Here is a 21,927-nt window from a genome sequence, read left to right on the forward strand (position 1 = left end):
TGCGGCGGAGGATGCACGGATCGAACGTGCGCGGGCTTTCCAGCCCGACCATGACTCGCTTTGATCGAACACAGCGCAAGCCAGTGCCTTACCACTCGGCCAATCCTCCGGGTGGGCGGCCTCACGCGATGTGCGATTCGCGTGCTCGAAGCGGCCGCCCCGGGCAGCTCCCCGTGTGGGGCGGGCTCTACGGAGGGGTAGCGAATTACTCCGGAACCCGCCGCGGGCTGCCCTGAAGGGAGCTGGACGTACTGCCGTGCATGGACATCGTCCGGCTCCTCTCCCAGAACGTGACGCCGGACCCATCGCCCGGCCGTGACGACAACCACTCTGCCTGCCGGACGAATTGGACGCCACCGATTAAATCGACGGTCGGACGGGGGGCGGTCAGCGCCTGCGCCACCTGCGCCTGCGGGCCTTGCTGAAGAACCAGCCCGCGGGTGGCTCGTCGGAGCGCCAGGGCTGCGGCTCAGGCTCCTCGCGGCGCCAGCGCTCGGCGAGCATCCGGGCGCGGGCGGACGGCTCGGAGGTGCCGGCGGAGCGTATGAACTCCTCGTCCAGGACGACGCCGTCGAGGTCGTCCCAGGCGTCGCCCCCGGACCCGGACCCGGGTGCGGACTGTCCGTGGTCGTCGTACTGAGCCCTCTCGTCCGCCATCCCTGTCCCTCCCAGCCGTCCAACTTCCGTGCGATATCCCTACATACCGTTCGCCCAGCGTGCCCTGACGGGGGTGAAGCCCCCGTCAGGGCCGGGGCACGTCACTCCTCGCCGGCGAGGGTCAGCGAGCGCAGCTTCTGGCCCGCGTACCAGGTGGCCAGCACCGTGACGGCCACGAGCAGCACCGTCGCCGTCGTGAGGCCCACGTCCGAGGTCACCAAGTCGCCGCCGGAGACCTTCTGGGCCACGGCCAGCGCCCACTGCTGGACGCTCAGCGTGCGGGCGCCCGGCACCAGGGAGCCGAACAGGGCCTCCCAGACCAGCGCGTAGACGAGGCCGAACACCACCGCGTGCCGGGAGACCGTGCCGAGCAGCAGGAACAGGGCCGCGTACGCGATGGAGGCGACCAGTGCGGCCACCGTGTAGGCGACGGCGATCTGCTGGCCGTTGCCGTTCAGGATGAAGCCGGCGATGAGCGTCGGCACCGCGGAGAACACCATCGTCACGGCGATCGCGACGATCAGCTTGGTGAAGATGATCGTCGGCCGTTTGATCGGCTTGGACAGCAGGTACACGACCGAGCCGTCGTCGATCTCCGGTCCGATCGCGCCGGTTCCGGCGATGACGCCGATGATCGGCACCATCGTGGCGAGGGCGAGTCCGCCGAGCAGGTCCGCCGCCGTCTGGTCGTCCGCCCCGGCGAGGAAGCGCACCACCACCGAGATGACGATGAGCAGCAGCGGCAGGGCTCCGAGGATGAGGGCCCGGCGCCGGCCGAGCAGGGCCCGGTACGTGAGCCGGGCGACTGTGGGGTCGTACATCAGGGCCTCCTACGCCGCGACGAGATACGAGAAGACGGACTCGAGGGACTCGTCGGACGGCGAGACCGTGAGCAGCCGGATGCCGTGGTCCCTGGCCACCCGCGGCAGCAGGGCCGTGAAGCGGCCGAAGTCGACGGCCTGGATGCGCAGCGCGCCCTCGGCGAGGTCGACCTCGATGCCGGACGTCGACGGGTCGGCGATCAGCGCGGCCGCGAGGGCGCGGTCGTCGCTGGAGCGCACCAGGTAACGGTGCGGCCGGTCGGTCATCAGTCGGCGGATCTTGCGGAAGTCACCGCTGGCGGCGTGCCGGCCGGCGACGACGACCTCGATGTGCCAGGCGAGTTGCTCGACCTCTTCGAGGATGTGGGACGAGAACAGCACCGTGCGGCCCTCGTCGCCCATGCGCCGCAGCAGGTCCATGAGCTGCATGCGCTGGCGCGGGTCCATGCCGTTGAAGGGCTCGTCCAGCAGGAGCAGGGACGGGTCGTGGACCAGGGCGGATGCCATCTTCACGCGCTGGCGCATGCCCTTGGAGTACGTCTGGATCTTGCGGTCCTGCGCGTACTCCATCTCGACGGTGGCGAGCGCCTTCTGCGCCGCCTTGGCGCCCAGGCCGTGCAGCTCGGCGTTGGCGAGGACGAACTCCTTCCCCGTGAGGAAGTCGTACATCGCCTCCCGCTCGGGGACGACGCCGATCTGCTTGTAGATCTGCTCGTTGCGCCACACGGCCTGGCCGTCGAGGGTGACCGTGCCGGTGGAGGGGGCCAGGAACCCGCCCATCATGTTGATGAGGGTGGACTTTCCGGCGCCGTTGGGGCCGAGCAGGCCCGTGACGCCGGGGCCGACGGTCATGGTGATGTCGTTGACGGCGACCACGTTGCCGAACCAGCGGGAGACGTGGTCGATGGAGAGCGTGGTCACAGTCCCACCTTCTTGTAGCGGCGCATCAGGAGGCCGTAGCTCGCCGCGATGAGGCCGAGGGCGACGAGGACGTAGACGACGCCCTCGGCGGTGCTCGGGCCCACCCCGCTGGGGGAGGCGGAGGTCGCGCCCAGGAACGCGGACTGCACACCGTCGACGATCGTGATCGGCGAGAACAGTCCGATCCACGGCACGGCGTCGCCGCTGCCCTGTGCGTCGGCGATGGCCTGGAGGGTGGAGACCGCGCCGTAGGTGATGGTCAGCACGGCGATCACGGCCGCGATGCCGAAGCCGCGGCGCGGAGTGAAGGACGCGATGACCAGGCCGATGCCGGCGAAGAGCAGTGAGAGCAGTGCCACGGAGACGATTCCCTGCGCGAATCCCTTGGTCTGGTCGGCGAAGTCGAGCTTGGCCAGCAGCGCGCCCACGTAGAGCACGAGCAGGGGAGCGGCCGTGAGGATGAACAGCGCCGAGGCGAGCGCCGCGAACTTGGCGCGGACGTAGTCGGCGGTCTCGATCGGCCGCGAGAAGTACAGCGGTACGGTCTTGAAGCGCAGGTCGCGCGAGACGGACTGGGGTGCCTGCGAGGCGACGTACAGGCTGATGACCGCCTGCATGATGATCGCGTAGCGCGTGTAGTCGACGGGCAGGGCGTTGGCCTTGGTGAAGACCGCGACGGCGACCATGATGGCCGCGGGCACGCACATCACCACGAACAGCAGCATCGGCAGCACCTTGGACTTCACCGAGCGGCCGAGGCCGTAGGCGCCGCGCAGGGACTGCGAGTACAGGGAGCGGCGGGCGTAGGCGCGGCCCAGGCGGGGGCCGTCGTAGCTGCGGTAGCCGATGTTGTGGATACGGGTCTGGTCACCCGGTGCCGGGGCGGGTGTGCCCGTGGAGTGCTCAACCGCCATGGCCGACCGCCTCCTTCCGCTGCTCGTGCTGGTCACTGGTCGTGAACACCTCGGAGATGTGGTGCCGGCGCTGTTCCATGCGCACCAGGCCGAGTCCGAGGTCCGCGATCACGTCCCGGACCAGGTCGTACGTCTCCTCGCCCTGGGCGGTGAGCAGCAGGATGTGGCCGGCGCCCGGCAGGCCGCTGCCGTCCTCGACGCTCACCCCGCGCGCGTGCAGCGCCTCGCGCATCGCGCGGGTGCCGTCCGGGTGTTCGTCGGTGTCGGTGACCTCGATCGCGAGGGTCGTCGTGGTCTGGGTGAAGTCCGTGGTGGAGCTGGAGCGCAGCAGCTTGCCGCCGTCGACGACCACGACGTGGTCGCAGGTGCGTTCCAGTTCGCCCAGCAGGTGCGAGGTGACCAGGACCGAGATGCCGAAGTCGGTGTGGATCCGGCGGATCAGGCCGAGCATCTCGTCGCGGCCGACCGGGTCGAGGCCGTTGGTCGGCTCGTCGAGGAAGACCAGCTGCGGGTCGTGGACGAGGGCCTGGGCCAGCTTCACGCGCTGCTTCATGCCGGTCGAGTAGCCGCCGATGGGGCGGTAGCGCTCCTCGTACAGACCGACGTGCCGCAGCGTGTCGGCGGTGCGCTCGCGTGCGGCGGTGGGCGGCAGGCCGGACATGCGCGCCATGTGGACGACGAACTCGGTGGCCGAGACGTCCGGCGGCAGGCAGTCGTGCTCGGGCATGTAGCCGACCCGCTCGCGGATGTCGGCGCCCTTGGTGGCGACATCGAGGCCGAGCACTTCGGCGCGGCCCTCGGTGGCGGGGGACAGACCCAGCAGGATCTTGATCAATGTGGACTTGCCGGCTCCGTTGGCTCCGACGAGTCCGGTCACACCGGGCCCGACGTCCACGGAGAGCCGGTCAAGAGCGGTCACCCTGGGGAACCGCTTGCTCAGGCTTTCGGTCGCGATCACAGTCACGCTTCGAAGGTAGGGGCCGCGCTCGTGGCGGTCGTCACTCCGCAGAGCTGTATTCAGGTCAACCTGGAGTAGTACGTGCCCTTAGGGGACCTGGTTCCTGAGGGTTACCACGACCGGGAACACTCCGGCGACCGCGCCCCGGGGCGCCCTATTGACGATGTCTCTAACAACTGCCAGATTCGCCGGATGACGTTGCTCACGGGCGCGCGGGAGCGCCGGGTGCGGACCGGCGAGGTCGAGCTGTGCGTAGCCGAGGTCGGTGATCCGCGGCGGCCGACGGTGGTCCTGGTGCACGGCTACCCCGACAGCAAAGAGGTGTGGTCCGAGGTCGCCGCCCGTCTCGCGGGGCACTTCCACGTCGTGGCGTACGACGTCCGCGGCCACGGACGGTCGACGGCACCGCGCCCGCTGCGGGGCGGGTTCACGCTGGAGAAGCTGACGGACGACTTCCTGGCCGTCGCGGACGCGGTCAGTCCGGACCGGCCGGTGCACCTGGTCGGGCATGACTGGGGCTCGGTACAGGCCTGGGAGTTCACCACCGTCAAGCGGACCGAGGGCCGCATCGCCTCCTTCACCTCGATGTCCGGGCCGTCCCTCGACCACTTCGGCCATTGGATCGACAAGCGCGTCAAGCGCCCCACCCCGCGCCGGGTCGCCCAGCTCCTCGGGCAGGGCGCCAGGTCCTGGTACGTGTACCTGCTGCAGACGCCGGTGCTGCCCGAGCTGGCCTGGCGCGGCCCGCTCGGCAAGCGCTGGCCCGGAGTTCTGGAGCGCGTCGAGAAGGTGCCCCGGGGTGGTTATCCGACCGCGTCCCTGCCGTCGGACGCGGCACACGGGGCCTGGCTGTACCGGGACAACGTACGGTCCCGGCTGCGCAGGCCACGTACGGACGCGTACGCGCACGCGCCCGTGCAGATCGTGACGCCCCTGGAGGACCGGTTCCTGTCGGAGCGGCTCACCGACGGGCTGGAGCAGTGGGTTCCGCAGTTGACCCGCAGGACGGTTCAGGCGGGACACTGGATCCCCCGCACCCGTCCCGATCAGCTGGCCACGTGGATCGAGGAGTTCGTGACGTCCGTGGAGAGCGGACGGTCCCCGGTGGCGGCGCGCGGCAGGTACGCCCAGCGGTTCGGCGGGCAGCTGGTGCTGGTCACCGGGGCGGGCAGCGGCATCGGGCGGGCGACGGCGCTGGCGTTCGCCGAGTCCGGCGCACGCGTGGTCGCCGTCGACCGGAACGCCGAGGCGGCGGGCCGCACCGCCGAGTCGTGCCGTCTGGCCGGCGCTCCCGAGGCCTGGGCGGAGACGGTCGACGTCTCCGACGAGCAGGCCATGGCGAAGCTCGCCGAGAAGGTCACCGCCGAGTACGGGGTGGTGGACATCCTCGTGAACAACGCCGGGATCGGACTGTCCGGTTCCTTCTTCGACACCACGCCCGAGGACTGGAAGAAGGTCCTCGACGTCAACCTGTGGGGTGTGATCCACGGGTGCCGGCTCTTCGGCCGGCGGATGGCCGGGCGCGGGCAGGGCGGCCACATCGTGAACGTGGCGTCGGCTGCGGCGTACCAGCCGTCCCGGGCACTGCCCGCCTACAGCACCTCCAAGGCGGCCGTGCTGATGCTCAGCGAGTGCCTGCGGGCGGAACTCGCCGGCCGGGGGATCGGCGTGACGGCGGTCTGCCCGGGCTTCGTCAACACCGCCATCACGTCCACGGCGCACTTCGCCGGGGTCGACGCGGGCGAGGAGAAGCGGCTCCAGCAGCGTGCCGCCCGTCTGTACGGGCTGCGGAACTACCCGCCGGAGAAGGTCGCCGCCGCGGTCCTGCGGGCGGTGGTGCGCAACGAGGCGGTGGTCCCGGTCACGCCGGAGGCGCGGAGCGCGCGCTGGCTGTCGCGGTTCGCGCCGGGGGCACTGCGGGGGATCGCACGGCTGAAGCCGCCGATGTGATGCCAAGTGGGTTGGCACGAGGGCTAGTTGTCCACAGGATCCTCGAATCCTCCTGTGGATAACACCCTTTGACTGTGGATCAAACCTCCAAGGTAAAACTCAATCGCGTGATTCAGGTCTCTCCCGCACCCTGAAGGGATGGACGAAAGACGCACCATCAAGGTGTCGAAGTACCTCTCGAAGCATCTGCGCCACCAGCCGGAGCGGATCGGGCTGGCCCTGGACGAGGGCGGCTGGGTCGAGATCGACGCCCTGATCGCCGCAGCCGCCGCCCATGGCTTCCGCTTCACCCGCTCCGAGCTGGATCACGTCGTCGCCACCAACGACAAGCGGCGGTTCACCGTCGAAGGCACCCGGATCCGCGCCAGCCAAGGCCACAGCGTCCAGGTCGACCTCGGGCTGCCGACGGCGGCTCCGCCCGCGTACCTTTACCACGGCACCGTCGCCCGCGCCCTGGACGCGATCCGGGCCGAGGGACTCAGGCCCATGAACCGGCATGCCGTACACCTGTCGCCGGACCGCGAGACGGCGACCCGCGTCGGCGCCCGCCGTGGCCGTCCGGTCGTGCTCGCCGTGGACGCGGCCGCCATGCACCGCGACGGCCATGTCTTCCATGTGAGCGCGAACGGCGTGTGGCTCACCCAGGCCGTACCGCCGCGGTATCTGCGCTTTCCCGGGCCTCGCTGACGTGCTGTGCGGGACGCGCCGCTCACGGTGACTGTTTCACGTGAAACACGGGCCACCCGCAGCGCTCCCTTAGGCTCGATGCCATGAGTCTGCGTCTGAGCACCGTGATCCTCCCCTATCGCCGCTGGCAGGAAGGCGGCCGTGCGGCGTGGACGCGTGCCGAGCAGCTCGGCTTCCACACCGCTTACACCTACGACCACCTGTCGTGGCGCAGCTTCCGGGACGGCCCCTGGTTCGGTGCCGTACCGACCCTCACCGCCGCCGCGACCAGCACCGACCGGCTGCGGCTGGGCACGCTGGTGACCTCGCCGAACTTCCGGCACCCGGTGACCCTCGCCAAGGAGCTGATCTCTCTCGACGACATCTCGGGCGGGCGGGTCACGCTGGGCATCGGCGCGGGTGGCTCGGGCTTCGACGCCACCGCGCTCGGCCATGAGCCGTGGACCCCGCGCGAGCGGGCCGACCGCTTCGCCGAGTTCGTGCCGCTGCTCGACCGGCTGCTCAGCGAGGACGCGGTGTCGTACGAGGGCGACTTCTACTCGGCGCACGAGGCACGGAACATCCCCGGGTGTGTGCAGCGCCCCAGGCTGCCGTTCGCGGTGGCGGCGACCGGGCCACGCGGCATGCGACTGGCCGCACGGTACGGGCGGGCGTGGGTGACCACCGGCGACCCCAAGCTGTACGAGAACGGCACTCCTGAACAGTCGGTTCAGGCCATCCGCGGGCAGGTGGAGAAGCTCGCCGACACCTGTGCCGAGATCGGCCGGGACATGAGCGACCTCGACAAGGTCCTGCTCACCGGATTCACTCCGGACCGCGGCGGGCCGCTCCAGTCCCTGGACGCCTTCGTCGACTTCGCCGGCCGGCACATGGAGCTGGGCTTCACGGAGATCGTGGTCCACTGGCCCATCCCCGATTCGCCCTTCGCGGCGGACGAGAAGGCCTTCGAGCGGATCGCCATGGAGGCACCGGCGCAGTTGCGCTGAGGGGCTCCAGTGGCTGAGGGCCCTCGGTGGCGCTGGCCTCGGTTGCGCTGAGGGCCTTGCGGGAAGCCCCTCGGGAGGTCCTGGTGAGGGCGGTATCCACTCACTTGTGCGGACTCCCGCACGCCCGTGCAGGCATATGCGGGACAATGGCCGGGTGACCTCAGCGACCCGACAGCCCGATACCGCCGCCGATACCCTCCCTCCGCGGCTGATCGCCACCGACCTCGACGGCACCCTGCTGCGCGACGACAAGTCGGTGTCCCCGCGCACGGTGGCCGCGCTGGCCGCCGCCGAAGAGGCGGGCATAGAGGTCTTCTTCGTCACCGGCCGCCCGGCCCGCTGGATGGACGTCGTGAGCGACCACGTGCACGGCCACGGCCTGGCGATCTGCGGCAACGGCGCCGCCGTGGTCGACCTGCACGGCGGCCCCGGCTCCCACCGGTTCGTGAAGGTGCGGGAGCTGGAGCGGGCGAACGCACTGGACGCCGTACGGCTGTTGCGCGACGCGGCTCCGGGCACGGTGTACGCGGTGGAGCAGACGTACGGCTTCTACCAGGAACCGGCCTACCCGAAGCTGCACATGGAGATCCCCGACAGCCTCGCCCCGGCGGAGGAACTGCTGTCGCCGGACCACCGTGCTGCGGCGGAGCCGGTCCTGAAGATCCTGGCCTACCACCCCGACATGGACCCCGACGCCTTCCTGACCCTGGCCCGGCTCGCCATCGGAGACCGGGCCAACGTCACCCGCTCCAGCCCCAGCGCCCTGCTCGAGATCAGCGGTCCCGGTGTGTCCAAGGCCAGCACGCTCGCCCTGTGCTGCGCCGAGCGCGGCATCTCGCACGAGCAGGTCGTCGCCTTCGGCGACATGCCGAACGACGTCGAGATGCTGACCTGGGCGGGCCGGTCCTACGCGATGGGCAACGCCCACCCGGACGTGATCGCCGCGGCCTCGGGACGGACGGTCGCGAACAACGAGGACGGCGTGGCGGTCGTGATCGAGCAGCTGCTCACGGAACTGCCGTAGCTGTCACGGTCAGAGCGACACGCCGCGAGCCGCCAGCCATGACACCGGATTCACGGACGAACCCATCTCCGGCGTGACCCTGGTCTCGAAGTGCAGGTGCGGTCCGGTGGAGTTGCCCGTGGTGCCCGACTGGCCGATCCACTGGCCGGGTTCGACGTGCTCCCCCTGGTCGACGGCGACGGACGCGAGATGGGCGTACTGCGTGTAGTAGCCGCCCGCGTGCCTGAGCACGATCTCGATGCCGAAGGCACCCCCGCAGGACACCTTCACGACCCGGCCCGCGCCCACGGCCCGCACCGGCGTGCCGATCGGCACCGCGAAGTCCTGCCCGGTGTGCCGGCTCGACCACCGTGCACCGCCGCTGCCGTAGGACGCGGACAGCTCGTACGTCTCCACGGGCGCGACCCACGCGCTCGTGAACCCCGTCTCCGGCTGGTCGAGCCGCACGGCCCCGCGGCACGCCCCGGCAGCGACCGAGGCGTCCGCCTGCCCCTGGAGCTGCGAGCGTGCCGTTTCCAGCTTCTGCTCGATGTCCGCCTTGAGGGCGGCGAGTTGGGTGTTCCGTTTCTCCAGCGCCTGCCAGTGGGCCGCGGCCTTGGCCTCGTCCGCGGCGAGCCGTGCCTCGGCCCGGCGGCTCTTGGAAATGGCGTTGTTCACGGCGAGATTCGTCTGCGAGAAGGCGTGCTGGCCCCGCATCAGATCGTCGGGGCCGTCGGCGAGGATCATCTGCGCGGCCACCGGCAGGCCGCCGCTGGAGCGGTACTGGGCGCGGGCGATCCGGCCCAGGTCCTCGTGCAGGGCCGCGATGCGCCGCCGCTGACCGTCCAGGAGTTCCTCGGCCCGCTGGGCTCTGGCCCGCTGCTCCTCCGCCTCTTGGCGCCCCGCTTCGTACTGCTGCGTCGCCACGGCGGCCTCCTCGTACAGCCGCGCCACCTCGGCGCTGAGCGTCGAGTCCCCGCCGGTGCCGCTGCCGGGTTCCTTGTGCGCCGCCGTCGGCCGGGCCGCGAGCACCGCCAGCGCGCACAGCAGAACCGGAACGAGCAGCCGATGACGGCGATATGAGCGCATGTCAGTGATCGTCACCCAGCCGGGCCGCCCTGACCCTGTTCGCCTCGTACGGCCGGGGGACCGGCTGCCCCGAACGGCTCAGTGCCACGCCGGTCTGGCCCTGCCGGCGCGGTGGGTGGGGCGCCGGTCGGGCCTTGCCGGGACGCGGTCGGTGGGGCGCCGGTCGGGCCCTGCTAGGGCGCGGCCATCAGCGATTCCGAAGCCGCCTCACGCTGCGCCATCTCCCGCAGCGGCCCGTCCGCGGCCACCAGCTCCGCGTACGCCCCGCGCTGCACGACACGTCCCTGGTCCAGCACGATCACCTCGTCCACCGCCTCCAGACCCGCCAGCCGGTGCGTGATGAGCAGGGTCGTACGGCCCTCGGTGGCGGCCAGCAGGTCGGCGGTGAGCGCGTCGGCGGTCGGGAGGTCCAGGTGTTCGGCGGGCTCGTCCAGCACCAGGACGGGGAAGTCGGCGAGGAGTGCCCGGGCCAGCGCAAGCCGCTGCCGCTGGCCTCCCGACAGCCGCGCCCCGTGCTCACCGACGAGCGTGTCGAGCCCGTCGGGCAGGCCGCCGGCCCAGTCCAGCAGCCGGGCCCGGCCGAGTGCGGCACGCAGGTCGTCCTCGGTGGCGTCCTTCCTGGCGAGCAGCAGGTTCTCGCGCAGCGAGCTGTCGAAGAGGTGCGCGTCCTGCGCGCACAGCCCGACGAGCCCGCGTACGTCGTCCCCGCGGAGCGCGTACGCGTCCACGCCCGCCAGTGTGTACGAGCCCGCGTCCGCGTCGAGGAACCGCAGCAGCACCTGCGCGAGGGTCGTCTTCCCGGAGCCGGAGGGTCCGACCACGGCGACACGGTGGCCCTCGTCGAGGGTCAGGTCCAGCCCGGCGAGCGCGTCCCGGTCCTGCCCCGCGTGCCGCGCGGCCAGCCCCTTGACGACGACCGGGAACGGCGACGCGGGCGCCTGCCGGGGCTGCTCGGGCTCCCCCACGGGCTCCGGGGCGTCCAGCACCTCGTACACCCGCTCGGCGCTCCGGCGCACCCGCTGCCGGTACTGCACGGCGAGCGGCAGCCCGAGCACGGCCTCGAAGGCGGCCAGCGGGGTGAGGACGACGACGGCCATGGTCACGCCGTCCAGCCGCCCGGCCGCGACCGCCTGCGCGCCGACCAGGGCGGCTGCCGTGACGGTCAGGCCGGAGATGAGGGCCGTGAGCCCGTCGCCGAGGGCCGTGGCGGTGGCGGCGCGGGACGCGATCCGGGTGAGGACCCCGTCGGCCTCGCGTGTCTGGGCGGTCCGGGCGGGCAGGGCACCGGCGACGGTCAGTTCCGCGGTTCCGGTGAGCAGATCGGCCGCCCGTGTCGCGAGCACTCCGCGGGCGGGCGCCAGCCGGTGCTCGGCCCGCCGCGCCACGGCACCGGTGACGAGGGGCACGCCCGCCCCCGCCGCCAGCAGCCCGGCCGCGAGCACGGCCCCGGCCTCCGGCAGCAGCCATGCCGTGAAACCGACGGACGCGGCCGACACGACGACGGCCGCCCCGGCCGGCAGCAGCCACCGCAGCCAGTAGTCCTGCAACGCGTCCACGTCCGCGACCAGCCGGGACAGCAGATCGCCCCGGCGGGTCCGGCGCAGCCCGGCGGGAGCCAGCCGCTCCAGCCTGCGGAACACCGCGACCCTGGTGTCCGCCAGCATGCGCAGCACGGCGTCGTGCGAGACCAGCCGCTCGGCGTACCGGAACACGGCCCGCCCGATCCCGAAGGCCCGCGTCGCCGTCACCGCCACCATGAGATACAGCACGGGCGGCTGCTGCGAGGCCCGCGAGATCAGCCACCCGGAGGTCGCCATGAGCCCTACGGCACTCCCCAGCGCGAGGCTCCCGAGCAGCAGGGCGAGTCCGAGCCGTCCGCGCCGGGCACCGGACATGGCGCGGACGCGCGCGAGGACGCGGCCGTCCGAAGCGGGCCTGCCGCCGGGCTCCGTAGGAGAGGCCGCAGCGGACACCTCGGCCTCTCCTACGGAAACCGTTCCGGCATTCCGGACCGCCGCGGACCCGGCAGGCACCGCGGCGGTCTCGGGCTCCGTCAGCCGCACCACCCGGTCCGCCACCTCCAGCAGCGCCGGCCGGTGCACCACGAGCAGCACCGTCCGCCCGGCCGCGAGCCGCCGTACAGCCGCCACGACCTCGGCCTCGGTGGCCCCGTCCAGCGCGGCCGTCGGCTCGTCGAGCAGCAGCACGGGGCGGTCCGCGAGGAACGCCCGGGCCAGCGCGAGCCGCTGCCGCTGCCCGGCGGACAGCCCGGCCCCGTCCTCACCGAGCACGGTGTCCGCACCCTCGGGCAGCGCCTCCACGAACTCCAGCGCCCCGGCGTCCCGCAGCGCCCGCCGTACGGCGTCGTCGTCGGTGTCGGGCCGCGCCAGCCGTACGTTCTCGGCGATCGTCCCGGCGTACAGATGCGGCCGCTGCGGCACCCAGGCGATCCGGGACCGCCACTGCTCCAGGTCCACGTCGGCGAGGTCGGCTCCCCCGACCCGCACCCGTCCCTCGGCCGGCGGCACGAATCCGAGCAGGACGTTCACCAGCGTCGACTTGCCCGCACCGCTCGGCCCGACCAGCGCGACCGTCTCCCCGGGCTCGACAGTGAAGGACACATCGGACACGGCGTCTGCCGACCGCCCGGGATAGCGGACGGTCACACCCTCGAAGGCCAGCGCACCCGCCGGCACGGCCCCGGAACCGGAGGCCGGCACGGGCGTCTGAAGAACCTCGAAGATCTCCTCGGCCGCGGCGAGCCCCTCCGCCGCCGCGTGGTACTGCGCCCCGACCTGCCGCAACGGCAGATACGCCTCCGGCGCCAGGATCAGGATGACCAGGCCGATGTACAGGTCCATCTCGCCGTGCACGAGCCGCATGCCGATCGTCACGGCGACCAGCGCCACCGAGATCGTCGCGAGCAGCTCCAGCGCGAAGGAGGAGATGAAGGCGATCCGCAGCGTCCGCATGGTCGCCTGCCGGTACTCACCCGTGATCCGCCGGATCGACTCGGCCTGCGCCTTGGCCCGCCCGAAGACCTTCAGCGTCGGCAGCCCCGCGACGACGTCCAGGAAGTGCCCGGACAGCCGCGACAGCAGCCGCCACTGACGGTCCATCCGGGACTGGGTGGCCCAGCCGATCAGCACCATGAAGACCGGGATGAGCGGCAGGGTGCCCACGATGATGGCCGCGGAGACCCAGTCCTCGGTGACGATCCGCGCCAGCACCGCCACCGGTACGACCACCGCGAGACCCAGCTGCGGCAGATACCGTGAGAAGTAGTCGTCGAGGGCGTCGACGCCCCGGGTGGCCAGGGCGACCAGCGAACCGGTCCGCTGCCCGCCCAGCCAGCCCGGCCCGAGCCGGGTGGCACGCTCCAGAAGCCGCCCTCGCAGCTCGGACTTCACCGCCGCGCTCGCCCGGTGCGCGGCGAGCTCCGTGAGCCAGCCGACCAGCGCCCGGCCGACCGCGACAGCGGCCAACAGCAGCAGGGGAGTGCCGAGTTCGGACACCGCCATGCGGTGCTGGAACGCGCCGACCACCACCTCGGCGATCAGCATCGCCTGCGCGATGACCAGCCCTGCCCCGACGGCCCCCAGGGCGACGACCGCCACCAGGAAGACCCGGGTGGCACGGGCGTACCGGAGCAGACGCGGATCGATTGGTTTCACGTGAAACACACCTCAGTGCACGGGGTCGGCGATGTGCTGCGTACCGATCCGCTTGCGGAAGACCCAGTACGTCCAGCCCTGGTAGACCATCACGACCGGCGTGGCGACCGCCGCGCACCACGTCATGATCTTCAGCGTGTACGGGCTGGACGAGGCGTTGGTGACCGTCAGGCTCCAGTCCGGATTGAGCGTCGACGGCATGACGTTCGGGAACAGCGTCAGGAAGAGCATCGCCACCGTGGCCACGATGGTGAGCCCCGACAGGGCGAACGCCCACCCCTCACGCCCCGCTCGCGCCGCGACCATGGCCAGGAGGAGCGACGCCACCGCCACGGCCACCGCGACGAGCGAAGCTCCGTCACCCCGGTCGGACTGCGTCCACAGCAGGAAGGCGAGAGCCAGCAGGGCGGTCACCAGCCCGACGCGAAGCGCCAGCTTCCGCGCCCGCTCCCGGATCTCCCCGACCGTCTTGAGCCCGACGAACACCGTCCCGTGGAAGGTGAACAGCGCCAGCGTGACCAGACCGCCGAGCAGCGCGTACGGGTTGAGCAGGTCCAGGACGCCGCCGGCGTAGTTGAAGTCCTGGTCGATCTTCACGCCGTGCACGATGTTGCCGAAGGCCACACCCCAGAGGAAGGCGGGGATCAGCGAGGTCCAGAAGATCGCCGTCTCCCAGTTGCGCTGCCAGTTCTCCTCGGGCCGCTTGGCGCGGTACTCGAAGGCCACACCCCGGACGATCAGACAGACCAGGATGGCCAGCAGGGGCAGGTAGAAGCCGGAGAAGAGCGTGGCGTACCACTCGGGGAAGGCCGCGAAGGTGGCACCGCCCGCGGACAGCAGCCACACCTCGTTGCCGTCCCAGACGGGGCCGATGGTGTTGATCAGCACCCGCTTCTCGGGCCGGTTGCGGGCGAGCAGCTTCGTGAGCACACCGACCCCGAAGTCGAAGCCCTCCAGGAAGAAGTAGCCGGTCCACAGGACGGCGATCAGGACGAACCAGACGTCGTGCAGTTCCATGACTGTGCAGCTCCCTCGGCCTAGTACGAGAAGGCCATCGGCTTGTCGGCGTCACGGGACTCGCCGCCGATCTTCGTGGGCGGGTTGAGATCGGCCTCGGTGAGCTCCGGCGGGCCCGCCTTGACGTACTTGACCAGCAGCTTGACCTCGATGACGGCGAGGATGGCGTACAGCGTGGTGAAGACGATCAACGAGGTGATGACCTCGGCCTGGGAGACGCCGGGGGAGACGGCGTCGCGGGTCTGGAACAGCCCGTAGACGACCCACGGCTGGCGCCCCATCTCGGTGAAGATCCAGCCCCAGGAGTTGGCGATCAGCGGGAAGGCCATCGTCCAGACCGCCACCAGCCAGTACAGGCGGGTGAGTCGCGGCCGGAGCGGCTTCCGGAACAGGACCAGATGCGGTACCTCGTCCTCCCCGGTCCGCCAGGCCGCCGGCAGCAGGAACTTCTTCCGGGTGAGCCACAGCCCCAGCAGGCCGATCGCCAACGACGCCATGCCGAAGCCGATCATCCAGCGGAAGCCCCAGTAGGCGACCGGGACGATGGGCTTGTAGTCACCGGGGCCGAACTTCTCCTGGAGGGCCTTGTTGGTGTCGTTGATGCCCGGCACGTACGACTCGAAGTCGCTGTGGGCCAGGAAGGAGAGCAGGCCGGGTATCTCCAGGGCGACCTTGTTGTGGCCCTTGTCGACGTCCCCGTACGCGAACACCGAGAAGGGCGCCGGCTTCTCGCCGTCCCACAGCGCTTCGGCAGCGGCCATCTTCATCGGCTGCTGCTCGTACATGACCTTGCCCAGGGTGTCCCCGCTGACCGCGGTGAGCAGGCCGCCGACGGCGACGGTGACCAGGCCGAGCCGGAGGGAGGTCCGCATCACCGGGATGTGCTTCTTGCGCAGCAGGTGGAAGGCGGCGATCCCCACCATGAAGGCGCCGCCCGTCAGGAACGCCGCGGAGAAACTGTGGAAGACCTGGTTCAGCGTGGTGTTCTGCGTCAGCACCAGCCAGAAGTCGGTGAGCTCGGCCCGGCCCTTCTTCTCGTTGATCCGGTAACCGACCGGGTGCTGCATCCACGAGTTCGCGGCAAGGATGAAGTAGGCGGACAGCAGCGTGCCGATCGAGACCATCCATATGCAGGCCAGGTGGATCTTCTTGGGCAGCTTGTCCCAGCCGAAGATCCACAGGCCGATGAAGGTGGACTCGAAGAAGAAGGCGATCAGGGCCTCGAAGGCGAGCGGCGCGCCGAAGACATCACCGACAAAGCGTGAGTAGTCGGACCAGTTCATGCCGAACTGGAACTCCTGCACGATGCCGGTGACCACACCCATCGCGATGTTGATCAGGAAGAGCTTGCCCCAGAACTTCGTCGCCCGGAGGTACTTCTCCTTCTCCGTCCGCACCCAGGCGGTCTCCAGTCCGGCCGTCAGGGCGGCCAGCGAGATCGTCAGGGGGACGAACAGGAAGTGGTAGACGGTGGTGATGCCGAACTGCCATCGCGCCAGGGTCTCCGGCGCCAAAGCGAGGTCCACGTCGCCGCTCCTTACATACGCTTGTGAAAGCGTTCACATTCACAAGCCATTATGCAGCACGCAGTTTCGAGCCCTGGAGGGGGTCCCCTGTCTCCCCCGTCACAGTCAACCCCTTGGCCGGAACTTCAACATATTGTTGAATCGACGGCATGCAGACACTGCCATCGCTACAGATCCGGATCTCCTGGCCGTCCGGTCATCTCACCGCGTCCCTCGAGGACACTCCGACCAGCCAGGCCCTCGCCAAGGCGCTGCCCCTCGTCTCGACAGCGCGCACCTGGGGCAAGGAGGTGTACTTCGACACAGGAGTGTCGGTTTCACGTGAAACAGGCGCCAGGGAGGTCGTCGAGCCCGGCACCGTCGCCTTCTGGACCGACGGCGACGCCCTCGCCCTCCCCTACGGGCCCACTCCGATCTCACGGGGCGACGAGTGCCGCCTCGCAAGCCCGTGCAATGTCCTGGGCCGCATCGACGGCGACCCCGGTCTGCTGGCAACCGTGCGGGACGGCGACCCGATACGCGTGGAGCCGGTCGACGATGAACGCCGACCGGCTCATCCCACGGTTCTCAGCTCCTAGATCTCCTTGCGAAACCCTTCCGCCACCTTCAGGAAGATGTCGTTCGCCTCGGTCTCTCCGACCGTGACCCGCACACCCTCACCCGGGAACGGCCGGATCACCACACCCGCCTGCTCACACGCCTCCGCGAACGGGACCGTGCGCTCCCCCAGCCGCAGCCACACGAAGTTGGCCTGGGTCTCGGGCACCGTCCAGCCCTGGGCGCGCAGCCCGTCGACCACGCGCGTGCGCTCACACACCAGCGAGCCGACCCGGCCGAGCAGTTCGTCCTCGGCACGCAGCGAGGCGATCGCCGCCTCTTGCGCGAGCTGGCTCACCCCGAACGGGACCGCCGTCTTGCGCAGCGCCGCGGCCACCGGCTCGTGGGCGATGGCGAACCCGACGCGCAGGCCGGCGAGGCCGTAGGCCTTGGAGAAGGTCCGCAGGACGCAGACGTTGGGCCGGTCACGGTACAGCTCGACACCGTCCGGCACCTCGGGGTCGCGGATGAACTCGCGGTAGGCCTCGTCGAGCACCACCAGCACATCACCGGGCACCCGGTCGAGGAAGCGCTCCAGCTCCGCCCGCCGCACGACCGTGCCCGTCGGGTTGTTGGGGTTGCAGACGAAGATCAACCGGGTCCGGTCGGTGATCGCGTCGGCCATCGCGTCGAGGTCGTGCACATCACCGGAGGTCAGCGGCACCTGCACCGACGTCGCGCCGCTGACCTGCGTGATGATCGGATACGCCTCGAAGGACCGCCAGGCGTAGATGACCTCGTCGCCGGGGCCGGAGGTGGCCTGGATCAGCTGCTGGGCGACACCGACCGAGCCGGTGCCGGTGGCCAGGTGGGAGAGGGGCACGCCGAACCGCTCGGACAGCTCGTTCATCAGCCCGGTACAGGCCATGTCGGGGTAGCGGTTGAAGGCGCAGGCCGCCGCCGTCACCGTTTCCATCACGCTCGGCAGCGGCGGGTAGGGGTTCTCGTTGGAGGACAGCTTGTAGGCCACCGGCCCGCCCGCCGCGGCCGGCTTGCCCGGCTTGTAGGTGGGGATCCCCTCCAGCTCGGCGCGCAGCTTGGGGCTCGTCTCGCTCACCGCAGTCCTCCTCGCGAAGACCGGCGGCCCATGACCGCCGCCGACATCCAATGCTCCTCACCTTATGAGGATTCGGCGCCGCTGCGTATAGCCACGACGGCGCGACGACGGTCGGCCTCGTGCGTCCCACGGACATCATTCGTGCGCCCCACCGGCATCAGGGGCATCACTGTACGAAGGCGTACGAATTCAGGGGCGCGCCGCACATATATCTACGCGCCGGTGGTGCGCGCCGTGGCGCGCATCCCCCGTGCAGGTGAGTTGAGACCTCTTCGCAACATCGGCCACTTGGCAGGCCCGTGCGGGCCGACAAGCCACGTACTGGCATGAGAGCCGCCAACGCCCTTGTTTTCCAAAGCAATTGGGGTTAAATGATCATGCAGAAACGTGCCTGTCAACGCGTGCATATGCGTCCGCACTACCCCACCGCATGAGCCCTACTATCGGCTCGCCATGACAGCAGCAGGGAAGCACCAGGTGAGCCGCGCGGAAACCTCACGTCGAGGCAGTCGGCCGGGTCGGGCGGGTATCAGAGACGTGGCCGCCGCCGCCGGAGTGTCCATCACGACCGTCTCCGACGCCCTCAACGGCAAGGGCCGGCTCCCGGACGCCACCCGGCGCCATGTCCGTGAGGTCGCCGACCGGCTGGGCTACCGGCCCTCGGCCGCCGCCCGGACCCTCCGTACCGGCAAGTCGGGACTCATCGGCCTGACCGTGACCACGTACGGGGATGAACCTTTCACCTTCACGGAGTTCGCGTACTTCGCCGAGATGGCACGGGCCGCCACCTCCGCCGCGCTCGCCCGCGGCTACGCCCTCGTCATTCTCCCCGCGACCTCCCGCCACGACGTGTGGTCGAACGTCGCCCTGGACGGCACGGTCGTCATCGACCCCTCCGACCAGGACCCGGTCGTCAGCGAACTCGTCCGGCAGGGCCTGCCGGTCGTCTCCGACGGCCGCCCGGCCGGCTCGCTGCCGGTCACGGCCTGGGTCGACAACGACCACGAGGCCGCCGTCCTCGGCATCCTCGATCACCTGGCCGACGCCGGCGCCCGCCGCATCGGCCTGCTGACCGGTACGACCACGGACACGTACACCCACCTGTCGACCACCGCCTACCTGCGCTGGTGCGAGCGCGTCGGCCAGGACCCGGTGTACGAGGCCTACCCGGCGCACGATCCGTGCGCGGGCGCCGTCGCCGCCGACCGGCTGCTCGCCCGGCCCGACCGGCCCGACGCGGTCTACGGCCTGTTCGACCCGAACGGCACCGACCTGCTCGCCGCCGCCCGCCGCTACGGCCTGCGCGTACCCGACGACCTGCTGCTGGTCTGCTGCAGCGAGTCCACCGTGTACGCCAACACCGAGCCGCCCATCACGACGCTCTCCCTGAAACCGCGCCGCATCGGCACGGCCGTCGTGCAGCTCCTCATCGACGCCATCGAGGGAGTGGACTCCGACCGTCCGGTGGAGCAGGTGATACCGACGGAGCTGATCGTGCGCACGTCGTCCCAACGGCGCCCGCCGCGCACGACGGTCAGCCCGCCGCGGTCACCCGAGGGGACCTAGACCCGTCCGATCGGGTCAACGAAAGTGCGCACTCCTGGGGAGAAACAGGGCCGGTCCCCCGGAGAGAAGGGATCGTTCTCGCGAAGAGAAGGAAAGCGAGGACGGTCACACGGTGGTCAAAGCCCGGCTCAATCGGGGCGAAAGCCGCGGTGAACTGGACTCTTGCTCTGATTCACCACCCCTGGGTCATCACATGGCGCGATCCGCATTCCTATGATGGGCCCACGACACCCACGGGCCGCTACGACCAGGCAGTCCGATGCGGTGCAGCTGCGGCGCGATGGTGGAGGGGTCGATGACTCAGGGGGCCGGTCAGGGACCCGAGGTGGAGCGGACGGCGACGCTGCGCGACTTCCGGGTGCCCGCGTACGTCCACGAGGCCGGTCCGTACGTCCACAGCGCCCAGCCCGGCGAGGTCGCCCCGCCGGCCGAGGAGACCTACCCCGAGGGGTACACGCCGACCGAACGCGATCTGCCCGTGATCAACCGGGGCGACACCGTCCAGGTGGCCGTCGACCCCGAGACCGTCGCAGCCCCGCAGGCCGACACCGGGCAGGGCCCGCTGTACGTCGTGGGCGATGTGCACGGCTACCTCGACCAGCTGGTGGCCGCCCTCCAGGAGAAGGGCCTCCTCGACGCCGACGGCAACTGGTGCGCGGGCACCGCCCGGCTGTGGTTCCTCGGCGACTTCACCGACCGCGGCCCCGACGGCATCGGCGTCATCGACCTGGTGATGCGGCTGTCCGCCGAGGCCGCCGCGGCCGGCGGCTACTGCAAGGCACTCATGGGCAACCACGAGCTGCTGCTGCTCGGCGCCAAGCGGTTCGGCGACACCCCCGTCAACTCCGGCGCCGGCACCGCCACGTTCCAGGCGGCCTGGCTGCTCAACGGCGGCCAGAAGACCGACATGGACCGCCTCCAGGACCACCACCTGCAGTGGATGGCCCGTCTGGACGCCGTCGAGGAGGTCGACGGCCACCTGCTCGTCCACTCCGACACCACCGCCTACCTCGACTACGGCCGCTCCATCGAAGAGGTCAACGACACCGTCCGCGAGACGCTCACGCGCAACGACGCGGACGAGGTCTGGGACCTGTTCCGCAAGTTCACCAAGCGGTTCTCCTTCCGTGACGAGGGCGGCGCGGACGCCGTGCGCTCCCTGCTCGATACGTACGGGGGCCACCGCATCGTTCACGGTCACAGCCCGATTCCGTATCTCCTGGGCGAAGTCGGCTCCGAGGAAGACGAGGACAGGACCGACCCCGTGGTCGAGGGTCCGCACGTCTACGCCGACGGACTCGCCATCGCCATGGACGGCGGCGTGACCATGGCCGGAAAGCTGCTGGTCCAGCAACTGCCGCTGGGTACGTGAACGTTCACCGGGCAGGCGTTTCCCGTCACAGGACCGGACCGCTGAGGGGCCAATTTCGGTAAACCCCCTGTCACCGCCCACCTTCACGGCTCTACCATCGGCTTATCCGTAGCAGGCTCCCCTCCGTTTCTGCCCGACGGCTCGTCAGCATGCCGAGCCCCAAGCCCTACGGAGCATCGGGGGATGCACATGAACAGCGTTCCGCAGCACCTGCTGAGCGAGGACCGCCAGGAATACGAGCGGATCCTCGATGAGGCGCTGCGCTCCGCACCACACCGACCGGAACTGGCCGCTGTCGGACAGCGGCTCAACCCCGAGCAACTGCGCACCATGGCGCTGAACGCCACCGCGCTCATCACGGCGGCCGCGTCGACCGAATACCAGCACTACGTCAAGGTCCGCGAGGCACAGCGCAGGCCCGCGACGGCCGGCCGGCCGGCCGTGCGCGCATCCGGCTCCTCCGAGCCGGACACGGGCGCGGCGGGCCTCGCCGCCACCATGGGCGGGGTCGCCGAGACCGCCGGCGCGGGCGCCGTCGCCGTCGTCGCCGTCCTCGCTCCCGTCCTGGCCGGAACCGCCGCGGCGATCTTCCTGCTCGTCGGCTACATCCTTCAGATGCTCAACCCCGAGCAGACGTTCGCCCGGACCATGCTCACCACGGGCTGGGTGTTCGGCGCCGTGACCGCCGTCGCGATCCTCGTCGCCGCGGTGGGGCTGCTGATCACCGCCCTGCGCAACAAGCCGACGGCCGAAAGCGACCCGCACGGCGAGCTGCACGGGGAGGTGGACCGGGCCAGGGAGGCCTGGCGCGAAGCCCTGCTGGAACGCGGCATCGTGCCCTTCCTCCGGGAAGCCCTCGTCGACCCGAGCGCGACCGCCGCGCTGCAGCACACCTCCCCTTCCACGCCGGTCAGCCGCATGCCGCACCTCGGCTACGACCGCCCGGGTTTCACCAGCCCGGACGACGGCGACCGCGGCTCGCGGCCGAGCTTCAGCAGTCCGGACTACACCAGCCCGGACTTCGGAGGCCCGGAACACCAGCCGGAGTAGCCGTCGGGTCAGCGCCCGGGGCCGGATCCCTCCCGCGGGCCAGGGGGCCAGGGACCACCGGTCCCCGGCCCTCGGCCTGTGT

Annotated in this window: 18 protein-coding genes and 1 tRNA gene; 8 read left to right on the plus strand and 11 right to left on the minus strand. The window is 70.7% G+C overall.

Annotated elements, in window-relative coordinates:
- Nucleotides 1–5: 5 nt before the first annotated feature.
- The 6 genes from ACZ3I3_RS21320 to ACZ3I3_RS21345 all read right to left on the minus strand — a co-directional run bounded on the left by ACZ3I3_RS21320 (nt 6) and on the right by ACZ3I3_RS21345 (nt 4,271).
- A tRNA-OTHER gene (locus ACZ3I3_RS21320) sits at nt 6–109 on the minus strand.
- A 278-nt stretch (nt 110–387) separates the two neighbouring features.
- A complete protein-coding gene (locus tag ACZ3I3_RS21325; protein WP_467367251.1) occupies nt 388–657 on the minus strand; it encodes an SGM_3592 family protein in 270 nt (89 codons plus the stop codon).
- 101 nt (nt 658–758) lie between these two features.
- A complete protein-coding gene (locus tag ACZ3I3_RS21330; protein WP_467367253.1) occupies nt 759–1,478 on the minus strand; it encodes an ABC transporter permease subunit in 720 nt (239 codons plus the stop codon).
- Nucleotides 1,479–1,487: 9 nt separating this feature from the next.
- Complete coding sequence (locus tag ACZ3I3_RS21335) at nt 1,488–2,399, minus strand: ABC transporter ATP-binding protein (RefSeq protein WP_467367255.1); 912 nt, start codon at nt 2,397–2,399, stop codon at nt 1,488–1,490.
- Nucleotides 2,396–3,313 carry an ABC transporter permease gene (locus ACZ3I3_RS21340; protein WP_467367257.1) on the minus strand — a complete coding sequence of 306 codons (918 nt, stop codon included), beginning with the start codon at nt 3,311–3,313 and terminating at the stop codon, nt 2,396–2,398. The genes ACZ3I3_RS21335 and ACZ3I3_RS21340 overlap by 4 nt, the downstream gene beginning before the upstream one ends.
- Nucleotides 3,303–4,271: an ABC transporter ATP-binding protein gene (locus tag ACZ3I3_RS21345; RefSeq protein ID WP_391088101.1), complete on the minus strand. Its 969-nt coding sequence runs from the start codon at nt 4,269–4,271 to the stop codon at nt 3,303–3,305. Before ACZ3I3_RS21345 ends, ACZ3I3_RS21340 begins: the two co-directional genes overlap by 11 nt.
- Before the next feature lie 192 nt (nt 4,272–4,463).
- On the opposite strand from ACZ3I3_RS21345, the gene ACZ3I3_RS21350 reads away from it, so the two are divergent.
- The 4 genes from ACZ3I3_RS21350 to ACZ3I3_RS21365 all read left to right on the plus strand — a co-directional run bounded on the left by ACZ3I3_RS21350 (nt 4,464) and on the right by ACZ3I3_RS21365 (nt 8,918).
- The gene (locus ACZ3I3_RS21350; RefSeq protein WP_467367258.1) at nt 4,464–6,221 is read left to right on the plus strand and encodes an SDR family oxidoreductase; all 1,758 of its coding nucleotides are present in this window, start codon (nt 4,464–4,466) and stop codon (nt 6,219–6,221) included.
- 138 nt (nt 6,222–6,359) lie between these two features.
- Nucleotides 6,360–6,908 carry an RNA 2'-phosphotransferase gene (locus ACZ3I3_RS21355; protein WP_467367259.1) on the plus strand — a complete coding sequence of 183 codons (549 nt, stop codon included), beginning with the start codon at nt 6,360–6,362 and terminating at the stop codon, nt 6,906–6,908.
- An 83-nt stretch (nt 6,909–6,991) separates the two neighbouring features.
- On the plus strand, nt 6,992–7,894 hold the full coding sequence (locus ACZ3I3_RS21360) for an LLM class flavin-dependent oxidoreductase (protein WP_467367261.1): 903 nt from the start codon (nt 6,992–6,994) through the stop codon (nt 7,892–7,894).
- Between the two features lie 136 nt (nt 7,895–8,030).
- Nucleotides 8,031–8,918, plus strand: a complete 888-nt coding sequence (locus ACZ3I3_RS21365; RefSeq protein ID WP_467367263.1) for a Cof-type HAD-IIB family hydrolase — start codon at nt 8,031–8,033, stop codon at nt 8,916–8,918.
- A gap of 9 nt (nt 8,919–8,927) precedes the next feature.
- On the opposite strand, the gene ACZ3I3_RS21370 is transcribed toward ACZ3I3_RS21365, so the two are convergent.
- The 4 genes from ACZ3I3_RS21370 to ACZ3I3_RS21385 all read right to left on the minus strand — a co-directional run bounded on the left by ACZ3I3_RS21370 (nt 8,928) and on the right by ACZ3I3_RS21385 (nt 16,203).
- Nucleotides 8,928–9,986: a M23 family metallopeptidase gene (locus ACZ3I3_RS21370; RefSeq protein ID WP_467367265.1), complete on the minus strand. Its 1,059-nt coding sequence runs from the start codon at nt 9,984–9,986 to the stop codon at nt 8,928–8,930.
- A 173-nt stretch (nt 9,987–10,159) separates the two neighbouring features.
- On the minus strand, nt 10,160–13,660 hold the full coding sequence (gene cydD, locus ACZ3I3_RS21375) for a thiol reductant ABC exporter subunit CydD (RefSeq protein ID WP_467367267.1): 3,501 nt from the start codon (nt 13,658–13,660) through the stop codon (nt 10,160–10,162).
- A 12-nt stretch (nt 13,661–13,672) separates the two neighbouring features.
- Entirely contained in the window at nt 13,673–14,677 is a 1,005-nt protein-coding gene (gene cydB, locus ACZ3I3_RS21380) for a cytochrome d ubiquinol oxidase subunit II (protein ID WP_467367269.1), read from the minus strand.
- Nucleotides 14,678–14,697: 20 nt separating this feature from the next.
- Nucleotides 14,698–16,203, minus strand: coding sequence for a cytochrome ubiquinol oxidase subunit I (locus tag ACZ3I3_RS21385; protein ID WP_467367271.1), 1,506 nt, complete (start codon nt 16,201–16,203; stop codon nt 14,698–14,700).
- A 149-nt stretch (nt 16,204–16,352) separates the two neighbouring features.
- Between ACZ3I3_RS21385 and ACZ3I3_RS21390 the strand changes: the two genes are divergently transcribed.
- Complete coding sequence (locus ACZ3I3_RS21390; protein WP_467367273.1) at nt 16,353–16,781, plus strand: cyclophilin-like fold protein; 429 nt, start codon at nt 16,353–16,355, stop codon at nt 16,779–16,781.
- On the opposite strand, the gene hisC is transcribed toward ACZ3I3_RS21390, so the two are convergent.
- On the minus strand, nt 16,778–17,857 hold the full coding sequence (gene hisC, locus ACZ3I3_RS21395; protein WP_467367275.1) for a histidinol-phosphate transaminase: 1,080 nt from the start codon (nt 17,855–17,857) through the stop codon (nt 16,778–16,780). The genes ACZ3I3_RS21390 and hisC overlap by 4 nt on opposite strands.
- Before the next feature lie 453 nt (nt 17,858–18,310).
- Between hisC and ACZ3I3_RS21400 the strand changes: the two genes are divergently transcribed.
- The 3 genes from ACZ3I3_RS21400 to ACZ3I3_RS21410 all read left to right on the plus strand — a co-directional run bounded on the left by ACZ3I3_RS21400 (nt 18,311) and on the right by ACZ3I3_RS21410 (nt 21,845).
- Nucleotides 18,311–19,423 (plus strand): LacI family DNA-binding transcriptional regulator, encoded by a 1,113-nt coding sequence (locus ACZ3I3_RS21400; protein ID WP_190052800.1) that lies wholly within the window; start codon nt 18,311–18,313, stop codon nt 19,421–19,423.
- A 280-nt stretch (nt 19,424–19,703) separates the two neighbouring features.
- The gene (locus ACZ3I3_RS21405) at nt 19,704–20,795 is read left to right on the plus strand and encodes a metallophosphoesterase (RefSeq protein WP_467367323.1); all 1,092 of its coding nucleotides are present in this window, start codon (nt 19,704–19,706) and stop codon (nt 20,793–20,795) included.
- Between the two features lie 183 nt (nt 20,796–20,978).
- Nucleotides 20,979–21,845, plus strand: coding sequence for a hypothetical protein (locus ACZ3I3_RS21410; RefSeq protein ID WP_467367277.1), 867 nt, complete (start codon nt 20,979–20,981; stop codon nt 21,843–21,845).
- Nucleotides 21,846–21,927 lie beyond the last annotated feature (82 nt).

It is taken from the genome of Streptomyces sp. NPDC016851, from assembly GCF_055562795.1.

Coding starts and splice junctions, on each gene's coding strand:
- ACZ3I3_RS21325 (WP_467367251.1), bottom strand. CDS start 657: ATGGCGGACGAGAGGGCTCAGTACGACGACCACGGACAGTCCGCACCC.
- ACZ3I3_RS21330 (WP_467367253.1), bottom strand. CDS start 1,478: ATGTACGACCCCACAGTCGCCCGGCTCACGTACCGGGCCCTGCTCGGC.
- ACZ3I3_RS21340 (WP_467367257.1), bottom strand. CDS start 3,313: ATGGCGGTTGAGCACTCCACGGGCACACCCGCCCCGGCACCGGGTGAC.
- ACZ3I3_RS21350 (WP_467367258.1), top strand. CDS start 4,464: ATGACGTTGCTCACGGGCGCGCGGGAGCGCCGGGTGCGGACCGGCGAG.
- ACZ3I3_RS21355 (WP_467367259.1), top strand. CDS start 6,360: ATGGACGAAAGACGCACCATCAAGGTGTCGAAGTACCTCTCGAAGCAT.
- ACZ3I3_RS21360 (WP_467367261.1), top strand. CDS start 6,992: ATGAGTCTGCGTCTGAGCACCGTGATCCTCCCCTATCGCCGCTGGCAG.
- ACZ3I3_RS21365 (WP_467367263.1), top strand. CDS start 8,031: ATGCGGGACAATGGCCGGGTGACCTCAGCGACCCGACAGCCCGATACC.
- ACZ3I3_RS21370 (WP_467367265.1), bottom strand. CDS start 9,986: ATGCGCTCATATCGCCGTCATCGGCTGCTCGTTCCGGTTCTGCTGTGC.
- cydB (WP_467367269.1), bottom strand. CDS start 14,677: ATGGAACTGCACGACGTCTGGTTCGTCCTGATCGCCGTCCTGTGGACC.
- ACZ3I3_RS21390 (WP_467367273.1), top strand. CDS start 16,353: ATGCAGACACTGCCATCGCTACAGATCCGGATCTCCTGGCCGTCCGGT.
- ACZ3I3_RS21400 (WP_190052800.1), top strand. CDS start 18,311: ATGACAGCAGCAGGGAAGCACCAGGTGAGCCGCGCGGAAACCTCACGT.
- ACZ3I3_RS21405 (WP_467367323.1), top strand. CDS start 19,704: ATGGTGGAGGGGTCGATGACTCAGGGGGCCGGTCAGGGACCCGAGGTG.
- ACZ3I3_RS21410 (WP_467367277.1), top strand. CDS start 20,979: ATGCACATGAACAGCGTTCCGCAGCACCTGCTGAGCGAGGACCGCCAG.